The following is a 19,676-nucleotide window of genomic DNA, read 5'->3' as shown; positions in this document are numbered from 1 at the left end:
TTATAATGTGAATGAGAATCAATTTCAATTAAAATTGATTGAAAGGATGACATATATGCCACAAATCAAACAACAAACAGAGGCATTAACAGTTCGAGACGCTGTCAGATATAGACGATCGATTCGGAAATTCAAAGAAACACCGGTGACCATTGAGCAGCTCCAGCCATTATTAGAAGATGCAGTCTATGCACCAAATCATAAAATCACTGAGCCATGGCGCTTTTTATATGCAACGACTGATGAAGCAAAGGCAGTATTTGTTGAGCGGTTCATTGCTTTCTTTACACGCAATAACCCAGATGCAAAAGAAGAAAAGCTGAATCAATACAGAGACTATTTTTCAAAAGTACCAGCTCTTTTACTTGTCGTGCTAAAAGAAGACGAGAACCCAGTCGTGAGAAATGATGATTTTGCTGCAGTGAGCGCCCTTATTCAAAACTTCCAGCTGCTTGCTTGGGATCAAGGAATCGGCATGGTATGGAAGAGCGGCCGTATTTTATACGATAAAGGATTTCAACAGGAGATGGGATTAAACGAAAACGAGCGTTTTGCAGCGATTCTTCACATCGGTTATCCAGATGAAGTGCCTGAGGAAAAATCACGTCAGAAAGCATCAAGCCTGCTTACTGAAATCAAGTAAAAGAAAAACAGACCCTGTGAGAAGGTCTGCTTTTTTTTCTTATTGTTTTTTGGCACGCTGATCGGCTTCTTTCATACGTGCCATTGCTTTTACGTCATTTGGATCTGCAAGTTCTTTGGAAAATTCAACATATTCGCCATCCGTCTCCTGTGCAGCGAGCTGGTGGTTAAATTCTTTCTGTTGGTCTTTTTTCAAAGCCTTTCCCTCCTTTACAAGATCACTATAGTTATGTGCTTGTGAAGGAGGAATATCCATTTTATTTGTTTCTTTTTTCTGCTGCTCTTTCCGCTTTTTTGAATTCCTGCTGATACAGGACTTCCTGAGTTTTCTTCAGCTTAGACGTTGGTTGGTGTTCTTTTTTCTTCATCAAAACAGCCCCCTCATATCATTTCTTCATAGGATGGGTGTTTTGTCCATTTTTTATTCCTCTGAATGCAAAATCGCTTCTTGAAGCTCAGGATGCAAAAATTCATAAGAAGACAGCAGCGCCTTTTTCGGCAGGGCACGCTGACCTTCTAAAACAAGTAATGACATGTCGCCAAGTGCAGTTTTGATGACAAAGGATGGTACCTTCAGCCAGTGCGGGCGATGAAGGGCAGAAGCAATCGTTTGTCCAAGCTGTTTCATTTGAACAGGGTTTGGAGACGTGACATTGAGTGGACCTGATATCTGTTCATGTTGAATGGCATAAGCAATGAGATGTGCCACATCCTCCACGTGAACCCATGATACCCATTGCGAGCCAGAGCCAATCGTTCCACCAGCAAAGAGCTTGTATGGCAAGGTCATAAGAGGGAGTGTGCCTTTTTCTCCTAACACAACCCCAAAACGTGTATAAACCGTGCGAATGCCGAGTGCTTCTATTTTTTGACCTTCAGCTTCCCAAAGCTTGGACGTATGACTTAAGAAATCTGTATCGGCTGGAGGGGATTCCTCCGTAAAATCCTCTGTCTTCGAAGTGCCATAAATACCGACAGCGCTTGCCTGAATGAGTACAGACGGTTTCGTTTTCTGCGCTTCTATGATGCGCTTCACTTCCTGCGTTGATTGTAGACGGCTGGAGAGAATGCCTTCTTTTGCCTTGTCTGTCCAGCGTGTGAAGATGGATTTTCCTGCGAGGTTAATCCATACATCAATGGCAGGCAATTCATGTTCAGGGGACGCACCATCTGTCAGCCACTGCACGTAATGTAAATGATTTTGTTCGGATTCCTTCGGATTTCTTGTTAAAATATATAGATGATGTCCTTCAGCTGCGAGCACCTTTGTGACGTGCTGGCCAATAAAACCGGTTCCTCCGGTGATGGCGATATTCAATTGACATCTCTCCTCTCATATACATACCTATATCTTTCACGATTTTGAATCAGAAGAAACATCCTGACTGTTTGAAAAAAGGAGTGATCACAGGATGCCGTATATTACGAAAATTTCTGCTCAGAAAAACAATACAGAGCGCGTGAACATCTTTCTTGATGAAAAGTACGCGTTTAGCGTGGATCTAGATGTGCTCGTCCAACACGATTTGAAAAAGGGGAAAGAACTGGACGAAGCCGATATCATAGAGATTCAATTCGGTGATGCAGTGAAAAAAGGATTTCAGCAGGCCGTTGATTATTTATCCTATCGCATGAGATCGGTGAAGGAAGTCACCGATTATTTGACGAAAAAAGACATACCTGCACCTGCTATTAGTGAAATTATACACAAATTAAAGCATTACAAGTATGTCAATGATCTTGAATTTGCTGAAGCATATGTGAGCACTCACCGAAAAACGAACAGCAAAGGCCCGTCCGTCCTAAAAAAAGAATTAAAGCTAAAAGGCATAGACGATGACACCATTGAACAAGCGCTATCGCAATATCCGAACGATTTGCAGCTAGAGGAAGCTGTCAAACAAGTTCTCAAGCTTGTAAAGAAAGAGAAAAATCGTTCTGCAAAAGAGATTGAGCAGCGCATCAAGCTGCAGCTTCAGCGCAAGGGATTTTCATTTGATATCATTGATAAAGCCCTTCAAGAAGCCTATGATGGACAAGAAGAGGAAAAGGAAGAAGAAGCCCTCCACTATATGCTGGAGAAGGCAAAACGCAAGGTAGGATATGACGGGTCATTTGAAAAGAAGATGAAAGTGAAGCAGTTTCTTTACCGGAAAGGCTTTGATCTTAATACAATTGATCACGTTTTAGACAAAGGGGAATGACGGATGGAAAAACGCTATAGTGAGATGACAGAATACGAATTAAAGCAGGAGATTGCCGCCCTTTCTGAAAAAGCAAGAAAGGCTGAGCAGCTCGGCATTGTGAATGAATATGCTGTGTTGGAGCGGAAAATTGACATGGCGAAAGCCTATTTATTAGATCCATCGGCCATTCAGACGAAGACGACCTATCACATCAAAGATACGGACGAGCAGTTTTATGTAGAGTATTTGAATGGGGTTTTTGCTTGGGGATACCGAGTATCAGCGCCAGAAACAGAAGATGCACTGCCGATTTCATTGCTCACGAAAAAGGACTGATCCTAAGATCAGTCCTTCAGCGTGTAGACAAACCCTCGCATTCTTTGTCAGTCCTGCGTGCCGGTGCTCACGAATGTCAAATTCGCTCCGCGCCGGTACTCGTCCTTCCTAGACTGCAAAGGTTTTCAGATCACGCTGAAAAGAAGACAAAGGGCTAAAATAAAGGTCATTTCAGCCCTTTGTCAACAATGAAAGGACTGATCCTAAGATCAGTCCTCAGCGTGTAGACAAACCCTCGCATTCTTTGTCAGTCCTGCGTGCCGGTGCTCACGAATGTCAAATTCGCTCCGCGCCGGTACTCGTCCTTCCTAGACTGCAAAGGTTTTCAGATCACGCTGGAAAGAAGACAAAGGGTTAAAATCAAGTTCATTTTAGCCCTTTGTCAACAATCTGAAAGGACTGATCCTAAGATCAGTCCTTCTCTTTACTTCGAACGTTGTTTACGGACGTTGTTCTGAAGTACGATGTCGTGCTGCGTTTGCTGAGTTTCTCCGTTGACCTGAGAGGCAGAATGCTTTGCATTCGCCCATGGTTGAGGGTAAGCGGTTGTCCTTAATTGAACAAAATCTGCCATATACGATTTCCCATTTGAACTCATATCTCAAGCACTCCCTTTGGAAAAATTAGCGTTTCCCTGATGCCCTCATACGTTCCTGTGGACGAGTATTCGTCTCACCATTCGTCCTTTTAGATGCATACGCATCTGTGGCGCCTGGTTCGCCTTCAAACTTGTGATTCACTTGATTTGGAAAGCCCTTTGCTTTATTACGCATACTGATTCCCTCCAAACAATACAAATCATTTGCGTCTTTTGAAGACGTAAGGGTAGTATATGAAAAAAGAGATTTTTTTAATAAGGCACTTTCTGCTAGACGAAGGAGGAACCGGTATGGAACAATACTTTGAGCGATTAACCGAACAATTGATGGAAAAAAACAATATGCTGACATATGAAGAAGCACGTACATGGGTAGAACTGCTATGGAGTGATTTTGAAACGACCTATGCAAAGGCTGGCCATAAGTATAAAGGACAGGAAACAACAGAACGGATTGTCCAAGAATGGATTGAAAGCTACGGTGCGCAGCTCCATTTATTTCAAAATAAACAATCAAAGGCAAACGAGCATTTGCAACAAAATAACAAAGGGCTGCTGCACTAAAGGGGCGGGCTTTTTCACGTCTAATTATCTTTTTTAAAAAAAGGAAAATATATAAGTATACAAACAATTTTATGAAACAATACCCAGTCTGTGATAAGAATTACAGGCTTTTTACAATGGTTAAACTTAAAATTACATTAAATTCATCTGGCTGAAAATCACTGGAAATAAAACTTTGATATAATGAGACGATCAAAAATAAATGAAATTTATGGATAATAAAAAAGTGTTTCGTTTTCTGACAAAAAAGGAATAATAAATGTAACAATCTGAAAAAAGTGAAGAGAAGGTGCGATATGGAACGGGAATTGCTCTCTGTTATAATTCCTTCTTATAATGAAGGTGAAAACATCAGACGAATCTTTGAAGCACTTGAGGACGAGTTTCGCGATTTTCATTATGACTTTGAAATCATCTTTATTAATGATGGAAGCCAAGACAACACGCTTCAATACATGAGAGAGCTCTCTCACAAAAGTACAAAGGTTAAATACATTTCCTTTTCTCGTAACTTTGGGAAAGAAGCGGCTATTTTGGCAGGACTTGAACATGCAAAAGGAGTAGCTGCGATCATAATGGACGCCGACCTGCAGCACCCAACGTATTTGATCCAGGATTTTGTCAGAGGATATGAAGAAGGCTACCATCAAGTCATCGCCAAACGGAACCGTAAAGGGGACAGCAAGCTTCGCTCTTACTTATCATCCATGTATTATAAAGTGATGAACAAGGTGGTTGAAGTGGACTTGCGTGATGGTGTAGGAGATTTCCGTTTAATTTCACGCCAAGCGATTGACGCATTGCTTCAGCTGAAAGAGGGAAATCGTTTTTCGAAAGGGCTTTTTTGCTGGATCGGTTTTGAAGAAAAGGTCATCTATTATGAAAATGTAGAAAGACAGCATGGTGATACAAAATGGTCACTGAAGAAATTATTTAACTATGGCATTGATGGTGTGATTTCCTTTAACAACCGCCCGCTGCGTATTTGTTTTTATACTGGCATACTGATCTTATTTCTCTCTTTGATTTACATTGTGGCCACCTTTATTCAAATCGTCAGAACGGGCATCATGGTACCGGGTTATTTCACTTTAATCTCCGCTGTGCTTTTCCTCGGAGGGGTTCAGCTTTTGAGTCTAGGCGTGATTGGAGAATATATTGGCCGGATCTACTATGAAACGAAAAAGAGGCCGCATTATTTAATTCAAGAATCCAATGTCATGGAGCAAGAGACAAGCTCAAAAGAACAAGAACGAGTGTTAACGCAGTTATTTAAATAGCGTGGAGTCACATAACCGGCAAGCACGATTCGCTTGCTGGGTTGTTTTGTTTCAAAGAACAGTGGATCTTTTGTGGAAAGGATTTAGATGATGAAACGTAGATGGAAAATCATTGGAATGTGCCTCATTCTCGCACTATTAGGACACTCCTTTTTCTTATATGAATATACGCAAGGCCGCTATATGACAGGAGATGGGGACGGCATCTCGCAAATGCTCCCATTTAAAAAGCTGCTGTATGACGAATATGTGAAAGGAAACTTCTTTTATTCCTATCAGTTTGGTCTAGGCGGCGGTACATACACACAATTAGGTTATTATTTTACAACGTCGACGGTCTTTATGGTTACAGTCGCTGTCGTCTGGCTGATGAATGCGCTCCATCTCATTCAGTCAACGGACATTCATTTTTGGGCAAATGCTGTGATTTGGCTTAGTGTGATCAAGCTGACGGTCATTTTGTTCATTGCTTACCACGTACTTCTTTCAATCGTTCAGCATAGACTAGGGGCGCTGACAGGTGCTGGCATTTACGGACTGTCTATTGTGTACTTTCGGCATCAAACGTTTTGGGAGTTTTTCACCGACAGCATGATGTGGCTTCCGCTGCTTGTGCTTGGGGTTGAACGAATTTTCAAAACAGGCAAACCGGCTTGGTTTATTGCGGGTTGCAGCCTCATGCTGATCAATAATTTTTATTTTGCCTATATTCATTTTATCTTTTTAGCAATTTATCTCGTTTTCAGATATATGATCAAGCTTCGAAGTGAGGAGCGCGGGTGGAAGGTTTTCTGGACTCTTGCGATATCTACGCTATTATCCTTTGGGATCAGTGCAGCCTTTTTTATCCCATCTGTTTACGGATTTCTCAATAATATAAGGCCGCCGTATGAACAGGCCATTCCTTGGTTCGAGCTGCATGATCATCTGCTGTTTACAAGCAGGGTGTATTTAATCCCTATCATTTTTCTCATTTGCTTGTTCCTCGTTCCGCTTTACCGGAACAGGTGGTTTTTCATGTTCACAGCGATTAGCGTTCTGCTGATGATGTTTCACTACAGTCCAAAGATGGCGAGCGTGTTTAATGGTTTTTCTGCACCGCAATACAGATTTGAATACATTCTAGCCTTTACAGTTGGAGCGGTCGTTGCGATCACCATCAAGCATTTCTCGCAAATAGAGTGGGAGTGGAAAAAGCGAGCGGTATTAGGCGCCTGGATCGTTTTTATCCTCTCTATCATTTTGTCAGAACGAGCGATGCGAAATATGGATGTCGTTGTCTTTACAGGAATAGGACTGCTTGTGATTAGTTTATTCTTCCTCTGGATACATGCGGAAAAACGTCAGCACCTTCGTCTGTTTTCAGCTTTGCTCATTGTCGTTAGTCTACTGACAGCTGGTGTTTATCAACAAGGTTATTTATCTGAACGAAGCAATATCAAGGAAGTGTCAGATACGTATATGAAAAGTGAAGCATATGCGGGGCAAGAGCAAATGAAGCTCATTCAGCAAATTCAAAACCGCTCAAAGGACCCGCTCGCCCGGATTGATTGGATGAATGGTGTGCGAAACAACACCCCGTTATTTGAAGGCTTTCAAGGGATGAGTGTGTATTCGAGTATATTGAATAAGCATTTGCTCAATTTCTACTGGAATGACCTGCAAATTGATATGGGACGGGAAAGTGTCAGCCGTTATGCGACAATGGGTGACCGAGCGAATTTATATAGCTTGACTTACGGAAAGTATTATATGCGAGACAACATGGTGTCTTACTCACCGCCAGCTTATTTTAAGCCAATATTGGAAAGTGAGCATTATGAGGTGTATGAAAATACACGGCCGCTGCCATTTGCAAGAACAACAAGCACCGTTTATTCAGAAGCGTCCCTTCAGCATGCTTCAGCGCTTGATAAAGAACATGCAATGCTACAAGGCGTGATTTTAGATAAAAAAGGAAACGCTGTAATCGAACACTCGCCTGATCGAATAAAGGATACAAACATTCATAGTGAACAAGCGGTGTATGAAAATGGCGTACTTGATGTATACGGGGAGACAGGCGGGCTGAATATCACCCTTCCAGATGATATAGCTCGTACCGGGGACGTGTATGTGAGCTTTTATGTGAAGCGGACAGACCGTAACGAAGGGTTTCAATTATCCGTTGACAACTACGTCACCTCACGAAAAAGCAATACATCTATCTACAAAACAGGTGTAAATGAAGTGACGATTCGGGTTCCTGCTGAAAAAATCCTCTCCATTCGAGTGCCAAAAGGGACGTATGAGCTCAATCAACTAAAGCTGTATCATGAGTCTTACCGCATACTAGAGAAGGCATATGATAAAGAAAAACAGGATGATGGCAGCCAGCAGGTGAAGCTTAAAAATAACCGCTTTACGATTTCATATGATAACAAGCGCGGTGATGATTATATGATTCTGCCTGTTCCATATGAAAAAGGCTGGGAGCTCACTGTGAACGGCCAGCAAACCGATATTGAAAAAGCCAATTACGCATTTATCGGCTTTCCAATAGAAAAAGGCAAAAACAAGATTGTGCTAACCTACTATCCGCCGTATATCAGGATTCTTGCGTTGATTTCACTGATCAGTCTGATCTCTGCGGTCCTATATGCACGGAGAAAACACAAGGAACACCACTTTACATCATAAGTGGTGTTTTTTTTCTCATCACTTAATTGATACAATCAACATAAGAGCAAATGAATGGGGGAGAACCATTTGACGTTAAACAGAGAGTCCATTATTGATCACTATGAACACTCCATTGAATGGGTACAATCGCTAATGGAAGTAACAGACGAAGAATGGCGCAGAGCCATCGCCGATGGAAAATGGAGCATTGCTGAGATCACTCGCACATTTCGTTCCGTGGGATGAATTGATTTTACACGATCGATCGTTACCTCAAGCACCTGATGTGCATGACATGAATCAGCTAGGCAGCCGAAAGAGCGAGAAAGGAAGAGAGAAGCGAGACGATTCGACGATTTGCTGCTGTCAGAACAGAATGACTTCAAGAAATGAAGAAAATCGAAGCATCTCGCTGGACTGAATTCTTTTTGATTGCTCAAACTGAGCGGACGTTATCAAATTATTTTCAAGGGCTGATTGAGCATGATATTCATCACATGAAGCAAATCAAAGAAGCCCTCTCGCCAGAAAGATCATAGAGGCATCAGGTCACGAAGCTTCTTTCTCAAACGGACACGTAGCACAATCAAACAAAAAATGAAACAACCAAAGACTCACGGCAAAGAGAATTTCCTCAGAAGTAGACAACAAAATGCCGTCGACAAACTCATCTGATAAATAGACGGCTCCCCAAATAAACAAAAGATGACATGTAATGGCATAGAAAACGATGGCGTGTTTATTAAACCTACTCTTTCTAACAAACCGCATGAGTACATGCTCTATATGCTCAAAGGACAACCCAATCACAACATATATGCCCATAAACAGAAGGATTGATAAAATCGATTGATAAAAAGCACCCGTCAAATGAAAGAACAGCACACAAAACAACAAAAATATGTAACAGACAGCCGACGCCGCCACGAGCCATTTCAGTCCTTGCCATAAAGCGTGAACAGATTGCTGCATAGGTGAACAATCACTCCTTTACATGAAGATACCTGCAAAAAGGGGAGCCCTTTTTGCAGGAAGTAATACGTTAATCCTCTTTTTTAGGTCCAGCGATGACAGGATGTTTTTTTGTATCAAGCAATTTTAAGAAATCTTCTCCCTGATCTAAATGATCGAGAACGAGCTGTTTTGGTGTGACCGCAAGCCACTGATTGAGTGAAATGTCTGCGTAATGATCGCTCTTGAAGATTTCTAAGAAATAGAGCGGTTCGTCCCCAATATTTTCTACATAATGACCCATCGCAAATGGGACATATCCAACGTCTCCTGCCTGATAGTTGAAGGTTCTTGCATGTCCATCAGAAGCAAACACTGTCATTCGTGCCTTTCCAGAAATGAAATATTGCCATTCATCCGTATTTGGATGCCAGTGCAGCTCACGAATGGCACCAGGGTCGACTTTGACAAGAGCAGACGCAATCGTTTTAGATGCTTTGAAATTGTTTGAGTCCGCGATCCAGACTTGTCCGCCGCTTGAAGTAATCGGCTCTTGTTTTAACAGCTCGTATTTAAAGGAATTCGGAACTTCTCCTTGCTCTGTTTTCACCTTGTCACATTCAAGCGAACCAGGCAGTCCTTTTTGGAAAATATACTTCTCTTTCTCTGGCAGCTTGTTAAACTGCTCCTTTGTCATACCAAAGTTCTTGAGCACGACTTCCTCTGGCGTATGAGCAAGCCAATCGGTTACTTGGAACGTACTATTTTCCGAGAAAGACCCATCATCAAACACAAGCAAGAATTCAGCTCCCGGTTCAAGTGCTTGGATGGAGTGCGGTAAGCCAGAAGGGAAGTACCACAAATCACCCTCGGTCACATCCTCTGTAAAATTACGTCCTTCTGCATCAACCGACGTAATCCGTGCTTCCCCATAAATCATGTATGCCCATTCCGCTTCCTTATGCCAATGCAGCTCACGAATCGCACCAGGCTTTAGGCGCATGTTCACAGAGGCAAGGCTTTGAGAGATTGGTAATTCACGAACCGTTACTTCTCGGGCATAGCCGCCTTTTTCTAAACGGTTGTGCGTATCAGAAAAAGAATATTTCATGTTGGAGACTGTTCCATGATCTGTTTCCGGCGGTGTGAGCATATCTGGGTTTTGTCTGTCTCGCTCGAGGTTACGCGGAATTTTGACCGTTGCTCCTTTTTCTCCTCGGATTGGCTGTGGTACACCATTTTGTTTTTCACTCATAATAAAATCCCCTTTCAACATCGTATTGGGTGAGGTGATTAAAGGCCTTTCATTTCGCCCTCGTTTTCATAAGGTGAAACCAATCAAGCGGATGTCAATCTGATTCATCATTTTTTTGAGCAGCGACTAACGTTTGGATGAGCTTGCTTAATTCATCAAACTTTCGTTCAAAGCGTGTCAGTAAGTAAACCGTCAAAATCGCAGGGAAGCCAGCCTGACCGAGCTGCTTCAGCCATTCCTCTGAAAAAAAGTTTTCCATTTGTCTCACCTCCCAGCTCATGCTCGTCTTCTTTATAGGTGGTATGAAAGAAGAAATAGGAAATCAAAGCGGGAGAAAATGAACCATTAGACCCGTTTCATAAAGTTTACTTTTTTTAACTTTTGTCCACTTAATTCAAATAGAGGAAACAAAGGGGAGGATGCAAATGGATTATCGGCTGTTATTGAAAGTAAAATGGAAGGAAATCATTGATCACCCGCTCATCCAGCAATTTTTAAGCAATCCTAATAATCAGCAGCTGCTCAGGCAAGTCATGAAAGAACCAAACGAGGAAAATGCCAAAAAGCTAGATTCCGAGTTCAAGCAGTTCTATCAAAAAATCCGCATCATCAAATATATTTCCACGATGATACGCATCTTTTCAGTCGATTTTGACAAACGGGTGAAAAAGAAGCAGCAGCGTTTTCCGCTCACACTGGATCATCCTGATTATCAAGAAGTGAAAGACTCTGTTCAAACAGATACGTACGAAGCTGTACTCTCCAACCAGCAGGACCTAGGGGAACATCTGCAAGACCCAAGACTGTACAAGGCCTATCAGCAGCTCACAGACAAACAAAAAATGGTGTTGACCCATATTTATGTCGAAGGCCAAACGATGAAGGAAATCGCTGACCGGCTAGGCGAAACAAGACAAAACATCTCAAACATTCACAAAAAAGCACTCAACAAACTAAAAGAAGAAACAGGGGGAGATGTCCGTGAAAGAAGACAAAATCACCAATGGAGAAATGGAAAAACTCATTGAAACCTTTACACCCATGATCAAAAAGAAACTACAAAACACGGCATATCAAGAAAGAGAAGACCTCGAACAAGAACTCTATATCAAACTGATCGAAAAAGTAGACTGGCTGATTTATCAAGAAGTACCTGGTTTTTGGGAATTTATTGTGGATTATCTAACGAAGTTGTAAAAGAGGCTGATGGTGCGAATGTGAGGTGAACATAAAATCCCCGGAGCATTCGCACCTGTTTATTCGACAAAATTGAGAAAAAATGTATGTTTTATGAAAGGGAAAACAAAATTCTTTATTGAAATTTGTGGATTTTGCCTATCATTCCCTAAAAAATGTTACAATTAGGGCGAAAATCGCAGTCGCACTCTACATGAGTGCGTGGATTGAAATTTTGTAATAACCGTCACCGCGACACCAGCCATAATGTCGCACTCTACATGAGTGCGTGAATTGAAATAAAACATAGTTTTTAGCAACTCGTTTCGCATTAGGTCGCACTCTACAATGAGTGCGTGGATTGAAATATTGACGCTGTACTTTCATATAGGCTGTCATATTCGTCGAACTCTACAAGAGTGGATGGATTGAAAATTTGAATTGGCAGCATCATAGACCAAGCACCCCCGGACTGGCCCAGTAGTCCATGTTTTTAAATGAATTCAAAGCTGTTGATGAAACAGCGAAATAAGTATGATTATCATCAATAATAGTTTTTAATTAAATAGGATTAAGAAAGATTCGGTGCGAATGTGAGGTGAACATAAAATCCCTGGGGCATTCGCACCTTTTTATTCGACGAAATTGAGAAAAAATGTATATTATTTAGAGGTGAAATCAAAATTCCATATAGAAAATTGAGGGTTTTGGCTATCATTACCTAAAAAATGTTATAATTAGGGCAGAAATCGCAGTCGTACTCTACATGAGTGCGTGGATTGAAATTTTCTATTTTCATCAGACGATTTTACAAAACGAAGTCGTACTCTACATGAGTGCGTGGATTGAAATGTGATCGGCACGAGACCCACGTGCATATGGGGTGGTCGCACTCTATATGAGTGCGAGGATTGAAATCCGCCACAACAACAACAACATTTCGGCGGACAACCGTCGCATTCTATATGAGTGCGAGGATTGAAATATGAATTTATCATCAAAGCTGCCAGACCTTACTGCAGTCGTACTCTACATGAGTGCGTGGATTGAAATTACCCATCTTTTCAACATGGAATACTGCAGTAACAGTCGCACTCTACATGAGTGTGTGAATTGAAATATATGATCTAGCGTTAATTTTTGTGTGGTCATGTCGCACTCTATATGGGTGCGTGGATTGAAATTCTGTGGTGTTGGGTATTTTTTGTAGTGTTCTTCGGTCGCACTCTACATGAGTGCTTAGCCATTCTTGATTTTAGGTAAGAGAAAACATAGTTAAAGTTAAAGCATGTATGTTTGATCGGAAATTATTAGTGGAGTAACTATACTGATTAAAATTTACTTTTCCTCAAAGATTGGGAGAAGAGTAGTCATTTTAGTTAATAGAGTCAATGAATTAAAAACTTGGTGCGAATGTGAGGTGATCATAAAATCCCCGGGACATTCGCACCCTTTTTATTCGACAAAAATGAGAAAAAATGTATATTTTATAAAGGGGAAAACAAAATTCTTTATTGAAAGTTGTGGATTTTGCCTATCATTTCCTAAAAAATGTTACAATTAGGGCAGAAATCGCAGTCGCACTCTACATGAGTGCGTGGATTGAAATTGTTATTGCTAATAGAGCTATTGCAACCGATTGTGTCGCACTCTACATGAGTGCGTGGATTGAAATTTAGGAATCACAGTAGATGAGTTAGATAAAAATAGTCGCACTCTACATGAGTGCGTGGATTGAAATCTTTAATCGTTTCAATGATTGTGTGACCGTGTTCGTCGCACTCTAAATGAGTGTGAGATTGAAACCCTCATCAGTAGGTAGCTAGAAATATATATTGACAATTGTGTTTGATATAGGTGTGAAAAAACATGACTGACTCAATAGTCATGTTTTTTATGAATTCAAAGCTGTTGATGAAACACTGAAATAAGTATAATTATCAAGAGTAATAGTTGTTAATTAAAATTAAATAGGATTAAAAAAGATTCGGTGCGAATGTGGGGTGAACATAAAATCCCTGGGGCATTCGCACCTTTTTATTCGACAAAAATGAGAAAAAATGTATATTTTCTAGAGGTGAAAACAAAATTCCATATAGAAAATTGAGGGTTTTGGCTATCATTTCCCAAAAAATGTTACAATTAGGGTGGAAATCGCAGTCGCGCTCTACATGAGTGCGTGGATTGAAATCCACCAAATGCAATTGCCAATGTAAACGTAATAAGTCGCGCTCTACATGAGTGCGTGGATTGAAATATTGTGAATGTATAAGAGTTTGAGCGCTTTTTGTTGTCGCACTCTACATGAGTGCGTGGATTGAAATATCTTGATCACTAACGAGTTTTAAAGAGCCTGGAAGTCGCACTCTATATGAGTGCGTAGATTGAAATTGGGTTGTCAGTGATAAGTGAGTGAATTTCCGAAACGTCGCACTCTACATGAGTGTGTGGATTGAAATATGCAGTGACCTCCTGAATGTATGATGAATTGTTGTCGCACCCATATATGAGGTGCGCATGGTTTTCAATGATTGTGTCTTAAACGGTTATGACTACCTTAAAGATCATCTTCTTACAACACCCTCTTTCAGATACAAAAGCCATCAGAATATACTGTTCATTTGTATAGTGAAAACATGACTCCTTGCAGTCATGTTTTTTTCTTCTTATTTTTCCTAAATAAACCTTAAAAAATCTCAAAATAAGTCGAAATGAAAAGTAGTCATTTAGATTCAAATTTTATCCATTCGTAGTGAATGGTGAAGGAGGAAATGGTTTGGGTGAAACGGAGCGAACTGGTAAAGTTGAGCAGCTGATCTTAGAGAATTATCAAAGATTAAACAGCATGATATCAGAAGAAGTGGACTTTGCTTCTAATCATGGCGGGCTGACAGGGGATTCTAGAGAAGTGATGTGGCTGGAGTTTTTTCGGAAAATCATTCCTAAAAAATATTCATTAGCACAAGGGGTCATCATTATTGACTCAGAAGGAAGACATTCGAACGAAGTCGATATTGCCGTATTTGATGAGCAGTATACGCCGTATGTGTTCCAACACAATTCGTTGAAATTTATACCGATTGAGGCGGTTGCGGTTGCTATTGAATGTAAAAGTTCAAATTTCGATGTTGATAAATTAGAAGTTTGGTCTGACAATATAAAAAAATTAGTACCGAAAACAAAAGGAATAGCTAGGATGGCCGCCCAAGGGGTTGTCATGGTTGAAAATGATACACAGAAACGAACACGTCCTATTTTAATTTTAGCAAGTAATTTAAAAAGGCAAACAGCAAACTCATCTTCAGGGATGTTTGAAAAATTAGACAAAGCATTTGACTTTATACTTATGAAACAAAAGAGTGTCTTTCATTTAAGAGCTCCTAATGAAGGTGAACACCTAGGATGGTGGGCTAATGAATTAAATTGTTATGATCCAGAAAGATCTAAGGAACAAGAGGATGAAGAAAAAAAAGAAAATAGTGAGAAAAATAAAAAAGATAGTAAAGACAAAGTGATTTCAAACAAACTCTGTGAATTACGTATTGATGGATACGATCTGTTGACGCTAAACTTCCAATTAAATCAATTGCTGATGCTCATCAACAATCCCATGTTTTTTCCTCACTATGCATATGCCAATCTATTTCAGAAACAGATAACAAAGTGAAGAAAGGAGAGCGACATGACAAGGGAATCTAGAAAACCCAAAACCAATTGGCATGATGTGAAACATGCGATTGACACGAAAATCCATGAAGACCAAAGACTTTTTAAAGAGCCGCTCACTATTCATTTAGTTACGCCAATGTTTGGAGGAGGGCCCATATCAAACTCAATTGATCAAGACAGACCGATTCGAGAAAGTGCGATTCGGGGACATCTTCGTTTCTGGTGGCGTGCAACTCGAGGAGCTGCCTGCAAAAATGCGAATGAATTATCTAAACGAGAAGCAGAGATATTTGGTCATACAGAAAAAAGCAGCTTAATTAAAGTAATCGTTGAAGAAATATTTAAAGAAAAAAAACAAATCAAATTCCCTCCAACATATATTTTTCAAAAAATACCAAATGAAATGTTTTTGGGATATTTCAAAATGAATGTTTATTTGACCGAGAGTACTTCAATGACTTCACAAGACAAAAAGAAGTTAGGCAATGAAATCGAAGCCGCACTATGGGCGTGGATCAACTTTGGGGGACTTGGTGCAAGAACGAGACGTGGTTGTGGGAGTTTATACTGTGAAGCATTTTCTCCTAAAGAGCAAGAAGTCAGTAAGGAGCGATTTGATCAATGGTTTAAAGAGAAGATATGTCAATATGCTATCTCTATTCCCGAAGTGCCTCGTGAATGGGCAACGCTAAGCTGGGAGTTTAGATTACAAAATAAAGCTTCTCAAACGCATTTATCCTGGACGAAAACAATGGAAACATACAGTGAATTTCGAAAAAAACATAATGTCCAAAATGGGGAGGCTGGGAGAAGTTATTGGCCTGAGGCAGATTCCATACGTCATCTAGCGAATATGTCACATCCTGATCATAAATTACCGTATCCGTCAAATAAACCAAAGAGATATATCGCTTTTCCTAGGGCGCAATTTGGTATGCCGATTGTTTTTAACTTTAAAAAGGAATCGAAAAAAGATAAGAAGCGAAGCAAAGAAGAAATAGCAAAAAGAAAGTGGTTTCAAAAGGAGCCTAATGCAAAGACTTTAGTCCCGCGAAATAAAAATCGCTTGGCTTCACCACTCATCTTAAAACCGTTAGCTATTAATCAAGAGGAATCGGTGGGCATGGTGATGGTGTTGCAGCAACCAAAGATCGAAGCTTTAACGCTTTTAGGGAAAGGGAAGCCTTTGCCCAATGTGACAGATGAACAAAGTATCTATCCAACAGCCACCTACTTAAAAAACCCATTAGAAGACGAGAGTGGCCGTACGCACTCATCGGCGATTCAAGCCTTTTTACATAGCAAGGAGGTGCAAACATTTTGTCAGAAGAATTACAAAAACAAACATTAATGCTATTTTCGATAGGGCCCGTTCAAGAATTTATTGCGCAAGCAAGGCGGACGCGTGATTTATGGTTTGGCTCTTTTCTTCTATCTGAATTAAGTAAAGCAGGTGCGAAGAAATTTCAAGAACTGGGTGGAACGCTTATTTTCCCTGTGTTCAACGAATCCTCTGCAAAAACAAACAACGCACCAAATAAAATATTGGGAGAAATCTCACACGAACAGCCTTCATCCGTTGCAAGACAAGTGAAAAAAGCAATATATGACAAATGGAAGGAATACGCAGACTTTGTTAGAGAAATAGTTGATCCTTATATTCAAATAGGCACATGGAATCGACAAGTAGATGATTTATTGGAATTTTATGCAGTGTGGACTGAGATAGAAACTCAAGAGCAATCGACAAATGCGTCGGCAAGTCCATATCATACGGCTCTTCAAGAAGTCGAAGGTTTAATGGCTGCAAGGAAGACTTTAAGAGATTTTAAACAAAATGAGCCAGGGGCGTTATTCGGTGAACCAAAATCATCACTTGACGGTGGACGAGAGTCTGTTTTCCAAAAGCAAAAAACACCACAGCAAGTGGCGCAACTTGCGAAATGGGGAATTGGTGAACATGAATCATTAGATGCGATTTCAGTGATCAAACGATTGTCCTTACATAAGCATCCGAACAAGACATTTCCATCAGTCTGCGATAAAGCGTTTGCTCCCTATCAAAACATGTTGGAACAAAATGAACAGATGAAGCAAGCAGCCACACAATATGTGAAAGATGTAGAAACGTATCTTGAGAATATGAATCTAACAGTAGCTCCTCTTGATTGGAGTGAGGCATCGCTTTTTTATGAAAGAAGAATAGAAGATTATCTTGAACAACGTGGACTTGTCGGGACTACACGAACAGAAGCGAAAAATAACATCACACAGCTGCTTGAAAAGTATTTCAAAGGTGAATATAGCAAGCATCATGGCCAGCCGGTTAAACCACCAGCACCTTCACCTTACTATGCCTTTCTCATGGCGGATGGAGATAAGATGGGCAGCCAACTACGAAATATACAGCATGTAGAAAGCCATATTGCATTTTCTAAAACGCTCTCAACTTTTGCTTCAAAGGCAAGTGAGATTATTTCCGAATGTAAAGGTACATTGATCTACGGCGGTGGAGATGATGTTATGGCTTATGTACCGGTGCACCTATGTTTAGAAGCAGCTGGAAAATTACAAAAAGAATTTGTTTCAACGATGAATGCTCATCAATATAGTGAAGCACCTCCTTCGATTTCAATTGGAATCGCCATCGTTCATATGCTTGAGCCTCTCGAAGAAGTAAGAAGCATGGCACGTCAGGCTGAACAATATGCAAAACAAGAGCGAAATTCATTAGCTATTCATTTCCAAAAGCGAGCAGGAGGAGACACAATGAATATCTCAGTCTCATTTCAAATGGATCCAGTAGCGTCTATCCAAGAGATGACGACGTGGTTAAAACAGTCTTATTTCACATCTGGCTTTGCATATGGCTTACGAGAGTTGTATCAAACATACGAACAGTCCTCATTTAAAAAACAGCCAGCAATTTTAGATGAACTCATTCCACTAGAGATAAGACGTCTTGCATTCAAAAAGAAAACGGAAGCAAAAACAGAGCAAGAAACGAAAGAGTGGGTCGATCAATTGATTGCGAAGTATATACCGAAGAAGAATACATTAGAAGAATTACATACAATCGCTGAATGTATGATCATTGCTCTTCAACTAGAGGAGGTAAGTGGACATGCCTGAAAGATGGTTTCACATTCAACCACTTGATCCGCTGCTTATTCGTGATGCACGCCCATTTCAACGTGTACCAGGTATACGGGCGCGTTCATTAAACGCTGTTCCGCCAAGTGTGGTCGCAGGAACACTTCGTACAGCATTAGCGAAGAAACGACAATCAATGAAACACACCACGCCACTTTCTTATTATGCAAAATCTCTTGTGCGAGGTCCTTTATATCGCTGGCATGATCATTTATATGTGCCAATGCCTCATGACCTTGAGTTATTCGATGATGAGCATGGCATGTATCAAGTGAGACCAGAGCCAATGATTTCGGAAGGTCAGGGCTTTTTTGGTACAGGAAAAACAGGTCGTTTTAGTGAGGCATTATGGCCGCCAATTGGAGCTGGTGCTCGTAAAAAAATGAAATCGCCGCCTGCTTTTGTATCACTAAAGTGGATGGTGAACTGGCTGACAGACGCAGTGGATGAGAGTCAAGTGAAGGAAGCCTTAACTGAATACCAACACATGCAGAAGGAAAATCATTCTTTGAAAAAGGAAACACCACCGGCATTTATTCCAGCATTACAGCGTCAGGAACGAACACAAATTGAGGTGGAAACTGGCAGTAAAAAAGCAAAAGATCAGCATCTATTTTCAACTGAATCGCTCTTATTCCCAGATGACTTTAAACTGGAGGCGGGCATAGAGTTATCTACTGAAGAGTCAGAAGGATTAAAGCCTTTCTCAGGCATTCACCCGATCGGTGGTGAACGGCGGCTGGCGCATATAGAAGACAGGCCTCATGTATACCAACAAGATTGGACATGTCCGGATGCTATTAAAGAATCGCTCAAAAACAGGCCATATGTTCGCATGATATTGGCGACACCTGCTTATTTTAGTAAAGGATGGCAGCCTGGCTGGCTGGATGAACAGCTCATGTCAAAATCACTATTTGATACAAATGTACGCCTGAAATTGGTTTGGGCCTCTGTTCCACATTGGCAGCCAATCTCTGGGTGGAGCTTAGCAAATAAAGATAAAGGGCGTGAAAAAGCAATACGCCGCTTAGTCCCCGCAGGTAGTGTTTACTTCTTTACAGTAGAAGAAGGAGATCCAGCAGAACTGGCTGGAAAAATGTGGCTTCAATCAGTATCTGATCGTAACCGGCGAAAAGAAGCGTTTGATCGTGAAGATGGCTGCGGTTTAGCACTTTGGGGAACATGGAAACCAAATGAATAAG

Annotated in this window: 22 protein-coding genes and 1 CRISPR repeat array; of the genes, 14 read left to right on the top strand and 8 right to left on the bottom strand. The window is 40.8% G+C overall.

Annotation, left to right across the window (positions count from 1 at the left end):
- The first annotated feature begins 55 nt into the window (after positions 1-55).
- Positions 56-643: a nitroreductase family protein gene (locus GPA07_RS15675; protein ID WP_034739279.1), complete on the top strand. Its 588-nt coding sequence runs from the start codon at positions 56-58 to the stop codon at positions 641-643.
- Positions 644-682: 39 nt separating this feature from the next.
- Here GPA07_RS15675 and GPA07_RS15670 read toward each other — a convergent pair whose 3' ends face one another.
- The 3 genes from GPA07_RS15670 to GPA07_RS15660 form a co-directional block, all read right to left on the bottom strand.
- Complete coding sequence (locus GPA07_RS15670) at positions 683-838, bottom strand: YfhD family protein (protein WP_157292938.1); 156 nt, start codon at positions 836-838, stop codon at positions 683-685.
- A 61-nt stretch (positions 839-899) separates the two neighbouring features.
- Positions 900-1,010: a YfhE family protein gene (locus tag GPA07_RS15665; protein WP_017358836.1), complete on the bottom strand. Its 111-nt coding sequence runs from the start codon at positions 1,008-1,010 to the stop codon at positions 900-902.
- Between the two features lie 53 nt (positions 1,011-1,063).
- Positions 1,064-1,960: a TIGR01777 family oxidoreductase gene (locus GPA07_RS15660; protein ID WP_071167881.1), complete on the bottom strand. Its 897-nt coding sequence runs from the start codon at positions 1,958-1,960 to the stop codon at positions 1,064-1,066.
- A 94-nt stretch (positions 1,961-2,054) separates the two neighbouring features.
- Here GPA07_RS15660 and recX point away from each other — a divergent pair, with 94 nt between their 5' ends.
- Together recX and GPA07_RS15650 are read left to right on the top strand one after the other, a co-directional pair.
- Positions 2,055-2,846 (top strand): recombination regulator RecX, encoded by a 792-nt coding sequence (gene recX, locus GPA07_RS15655; RefSeq protein ID WP_157292937.1) that lies wholly within the window; start codon positions 2,055-2,057, stop codon positions 2,844-2,846.
- 3 nt (positions 2,847-2,849) lie between these two features.
- Positions 2,850-3,164: a YfhH family protein gene (locus tag GPA07_RS15650; protein ID WP_008359305.1), complete on the top strand. Its 315-nt coding sequence runs from the start codon at positions 2,850-2,852 to the stop codon at positions 3,162-3,164.
- Positions 3,165-3,588: 424 nt separating this feature from the next.
- Here the strand turns inward: GPA07_RS15650 and GPA07_RS15645 are convergent, their stop codons facing one another.
- Together GPA07_RS15645 and GPA07_RS15640 are read right to left on the bottom strand one after the other, a co-directional pair.
- Entirely contained in the window at positions 3,589-3,762 is a 174-nt protein-coding gene (locus tag GPA07_RS15645) for a YpzG family protein (RefSeq protein WP_008360604.1), read from the bottom strand.
- A gap of 25 nt (positions 3,763-3,787) precedes the next feature.
- Entirely contained in the window at positions 3,788-3,937 is a 150-nt protein-coding gene (locus GPA07_RS15640; protein WP_157292936.1) for a small, acid-soluble spore protein K, read from the bottom strand.
- A 116-nt stretch (positions 3,938-4,053) separates the two neighbouring features.
- On the opposite strand from GPA07_RS15640, the gene GPA07_RS15635 reads away from it, so the two are divergent.
- The 5 genes from GPA07_RS15635 to GPA07_RS18890 all read left to right on the top strand — a co-directional run bounded on the left by GPA07_RS15635 (position 4,054) and on the right by GPA07_RS18890 (position 8,806).
- Positions 4,054-4,326: a YfhJ family protein gene (locus tag GPA07_RS15635; RefSeq protein WP_008360607.1), complete on the top strand. Its 273-nt coding sequence runs from the start codon at positions 4,054-4,056 to the stop codon at positions 4,324-4,326.
- Positions 4,327-4,622: 296 nt separating this feature from the next.
- Positions 4,623-5,606, top strand: a complete 984-nt coding sequence (locus tag GPA07_RS15630) for a glycosyltransferase family 2 protein (RefSeq protein WP_008360610.1) — start codon at positions 4,623-4,625, stop codon at positions 5,604-5,606.
- Positions 5,607-5,693: 87 nt separating this feature from the next.
- On the top strand, positions 5,694-8,285 hold the full coding sequence (locus GPA07_RS15625; RefSeq protein ID WP_157292935.1) for a YfhO family protein: 2,592 nt from the start codon (positions 5,694-5,696) through the stop codon (positions 8,283-8,285).
- 69 nt (positions 8,286-8,354) lie between these two features.
- Positions 8,355-8,513, top strand: coding sequence for a hypothetical protein (locus GPA07_RS18895; RefSeq protein ID WP_232532056.1), 159 nt, complete (start codon positions 8,355-8,357; stop codon positions 8,511-8,513).
- A 143-nt stretch (positions 8,514-8,656) separates the two neighbouring features.
- A complete protein-coding gene (locus tag GPA07_RS18890; protein ID WP_232532055.1) occupies positions 8,657-8,806 on the top strand; it encodes a hypothetical protein in 150 nt (49 codons plus the stop codon).
- Positions 8,807-8,816: 10 nt separating this feature from the next.
- Here GPA07_RS18890 and GPA07_RS15615 read toward each other — a convergent pair whose 3' ends face one another.
- From GPA07_RS15615 to GPA07_RS15605, 3 genes are all read right to left on the bottom strand, one after another.
- Positions 8,817-9,239 (bottom strand): regulatory YrvL family protein, encoded by a 423-nt coding sequence (locus tag GPA07_RS15615; RefSeq protein WP_157292934.1) that lies wholly within the window; start codon positions 9,237-9,239, stop codon positions 8,817-8,819.
- A 70-nt stretch (positions 9,240-9,309) separates the two neighbouring features.
- The gene (locus GPA07_RS15610; protein ID WP_008360620.1) at positions 9,310-10,473 is read right to left on the bottom strand and encodes an oxalate decarboxylase family bicupin; all 1,164 of its coding nucleotides are present in this window, start codon (positions 10,471-10,473) and stop codon (positions 9,310-9,312) included.
- Between the two features lie 94 nt (positions 10,474-10,567).
- On the bottom strand, positions 10,568-10,732 hold the full coding sequence (locus tag GPA07_RS15605) for a YvrJ family protein (RefSeq protein WP_008360622.1): 165 nt from the start codon (positions 10,730-10,732) through the stop codon (positions 10,568-10,570).
- A gap of 166 nt (positions 10,733-10,898) precedes the next feature.
- Here GPA07_RS15605 and GPA07_RS15600 point away from each other — a divergent pair, with 166 nt between their 5' ends.
- From GPA07_RS15600 to cmr3, 6 genes are all read left to right on the top strand, one after another.
- Positions 10,899-11,501 (top strand): sigma-70 family RNA polymerase sigma factor, encoded by a 603-nt coding sequence (locus tag GPA07_RS15600; protein WP_008360624.1) that lies wholly within the window; start codon positions 10,899-10,901, stop codon positions 11,499-11,501.
- Complete coding sequence (rsoA, locus tag GPA07_RS15595) at positions 11,449-11,670, top strand: sigma-O factor regulator RsoA (protein WP_034739683.1); 222 nt, start codon at positions 11,449-11,451, stop codon at positions 11,668-11,670. The genes GPA07_RS15600 and rsoA overlap by 53 nt, the downstream gene beginning before the upstream one ends.
- 2,137 nt (positions 11,671-13,807) lie before the next feature.
- A CRISPR array of direct repeats spans positions 13,808-14,108; the repeat unit is 32 nt; unit sequence GTCGCACTCTACATGAGTGCGTGGATTGAAAT.
- A 317-nt stretch (positions 14,109-14,425) separates the two neighbouring features.
- A complete protein-coding gene (locus GPA07_RS15590; RefSeq protein WP_157292933.1) occupies positions 14,426-15,316 on the top strand; it encodes a DUF6602 domain-containing protein in 891 nt (296 codons plus the stop codon).
- A gap of 15 nt (positions 15,317-15,331) precedes the next feature.
- Positions 15,332-16,669 (top strand): type III-B CRISPR module RAMP protein Cmr1, encoded by a 1,338-nt coding sequence (cmr1, locus tag GPA07_RS15585; RefSeq protein ID WP_157292932.1) that lies wholly within the window; start codon positions 15,332-15,334, stop codon positions 16,667-16,669.
- Complete coding sequence (cas10, locus tag GPA07_RS15580; RefSeq protein WP_157292931.1) at positions 16,639-18,450, top strand: type III-B CRISPR-associated protein Cas10/Cmr2; 1,812 nt, start codon at positions 16,639-16,641, stop codon at positions 18,448-18,450. Before cmr1 ends, cas10 begins: the two co-directional genes overlap by 31 nt.
- Positions 18,443-19,675 carry a type III-B CRISPR module-associated protein Cmr3 gene (gene cmr3 / locus GPA07_RS15575; protein WP_008360635.1) on the top strand — a complete coding sequence of 411 codons (1,233 nt, stop codon included), beginning with the start codon at positions 18,443-18,445 and terminating at the stop codon, positions 19,673-19,675. The genes cas10 and cmr3 overlap by 8 nt, the downstream gene beginning before the upstream one ends.
- The last annotated feature ends 1 nt before the right edge of the window (position 19,676 follow it).

This window comes from Bacillus sp. ms-22 (assembly GCF_009759805.1).
Taxonomy (GTDB): Bacteria; Bacillota; Bacilli; order Bacillales; family Bacillaceae; genus Bacillus; species Bacillus xiamenensis.
Note: the sequence above shows the minus strand (reverse complement) of the source record. Positions and strands in the feature narration are given on the sequence as shown.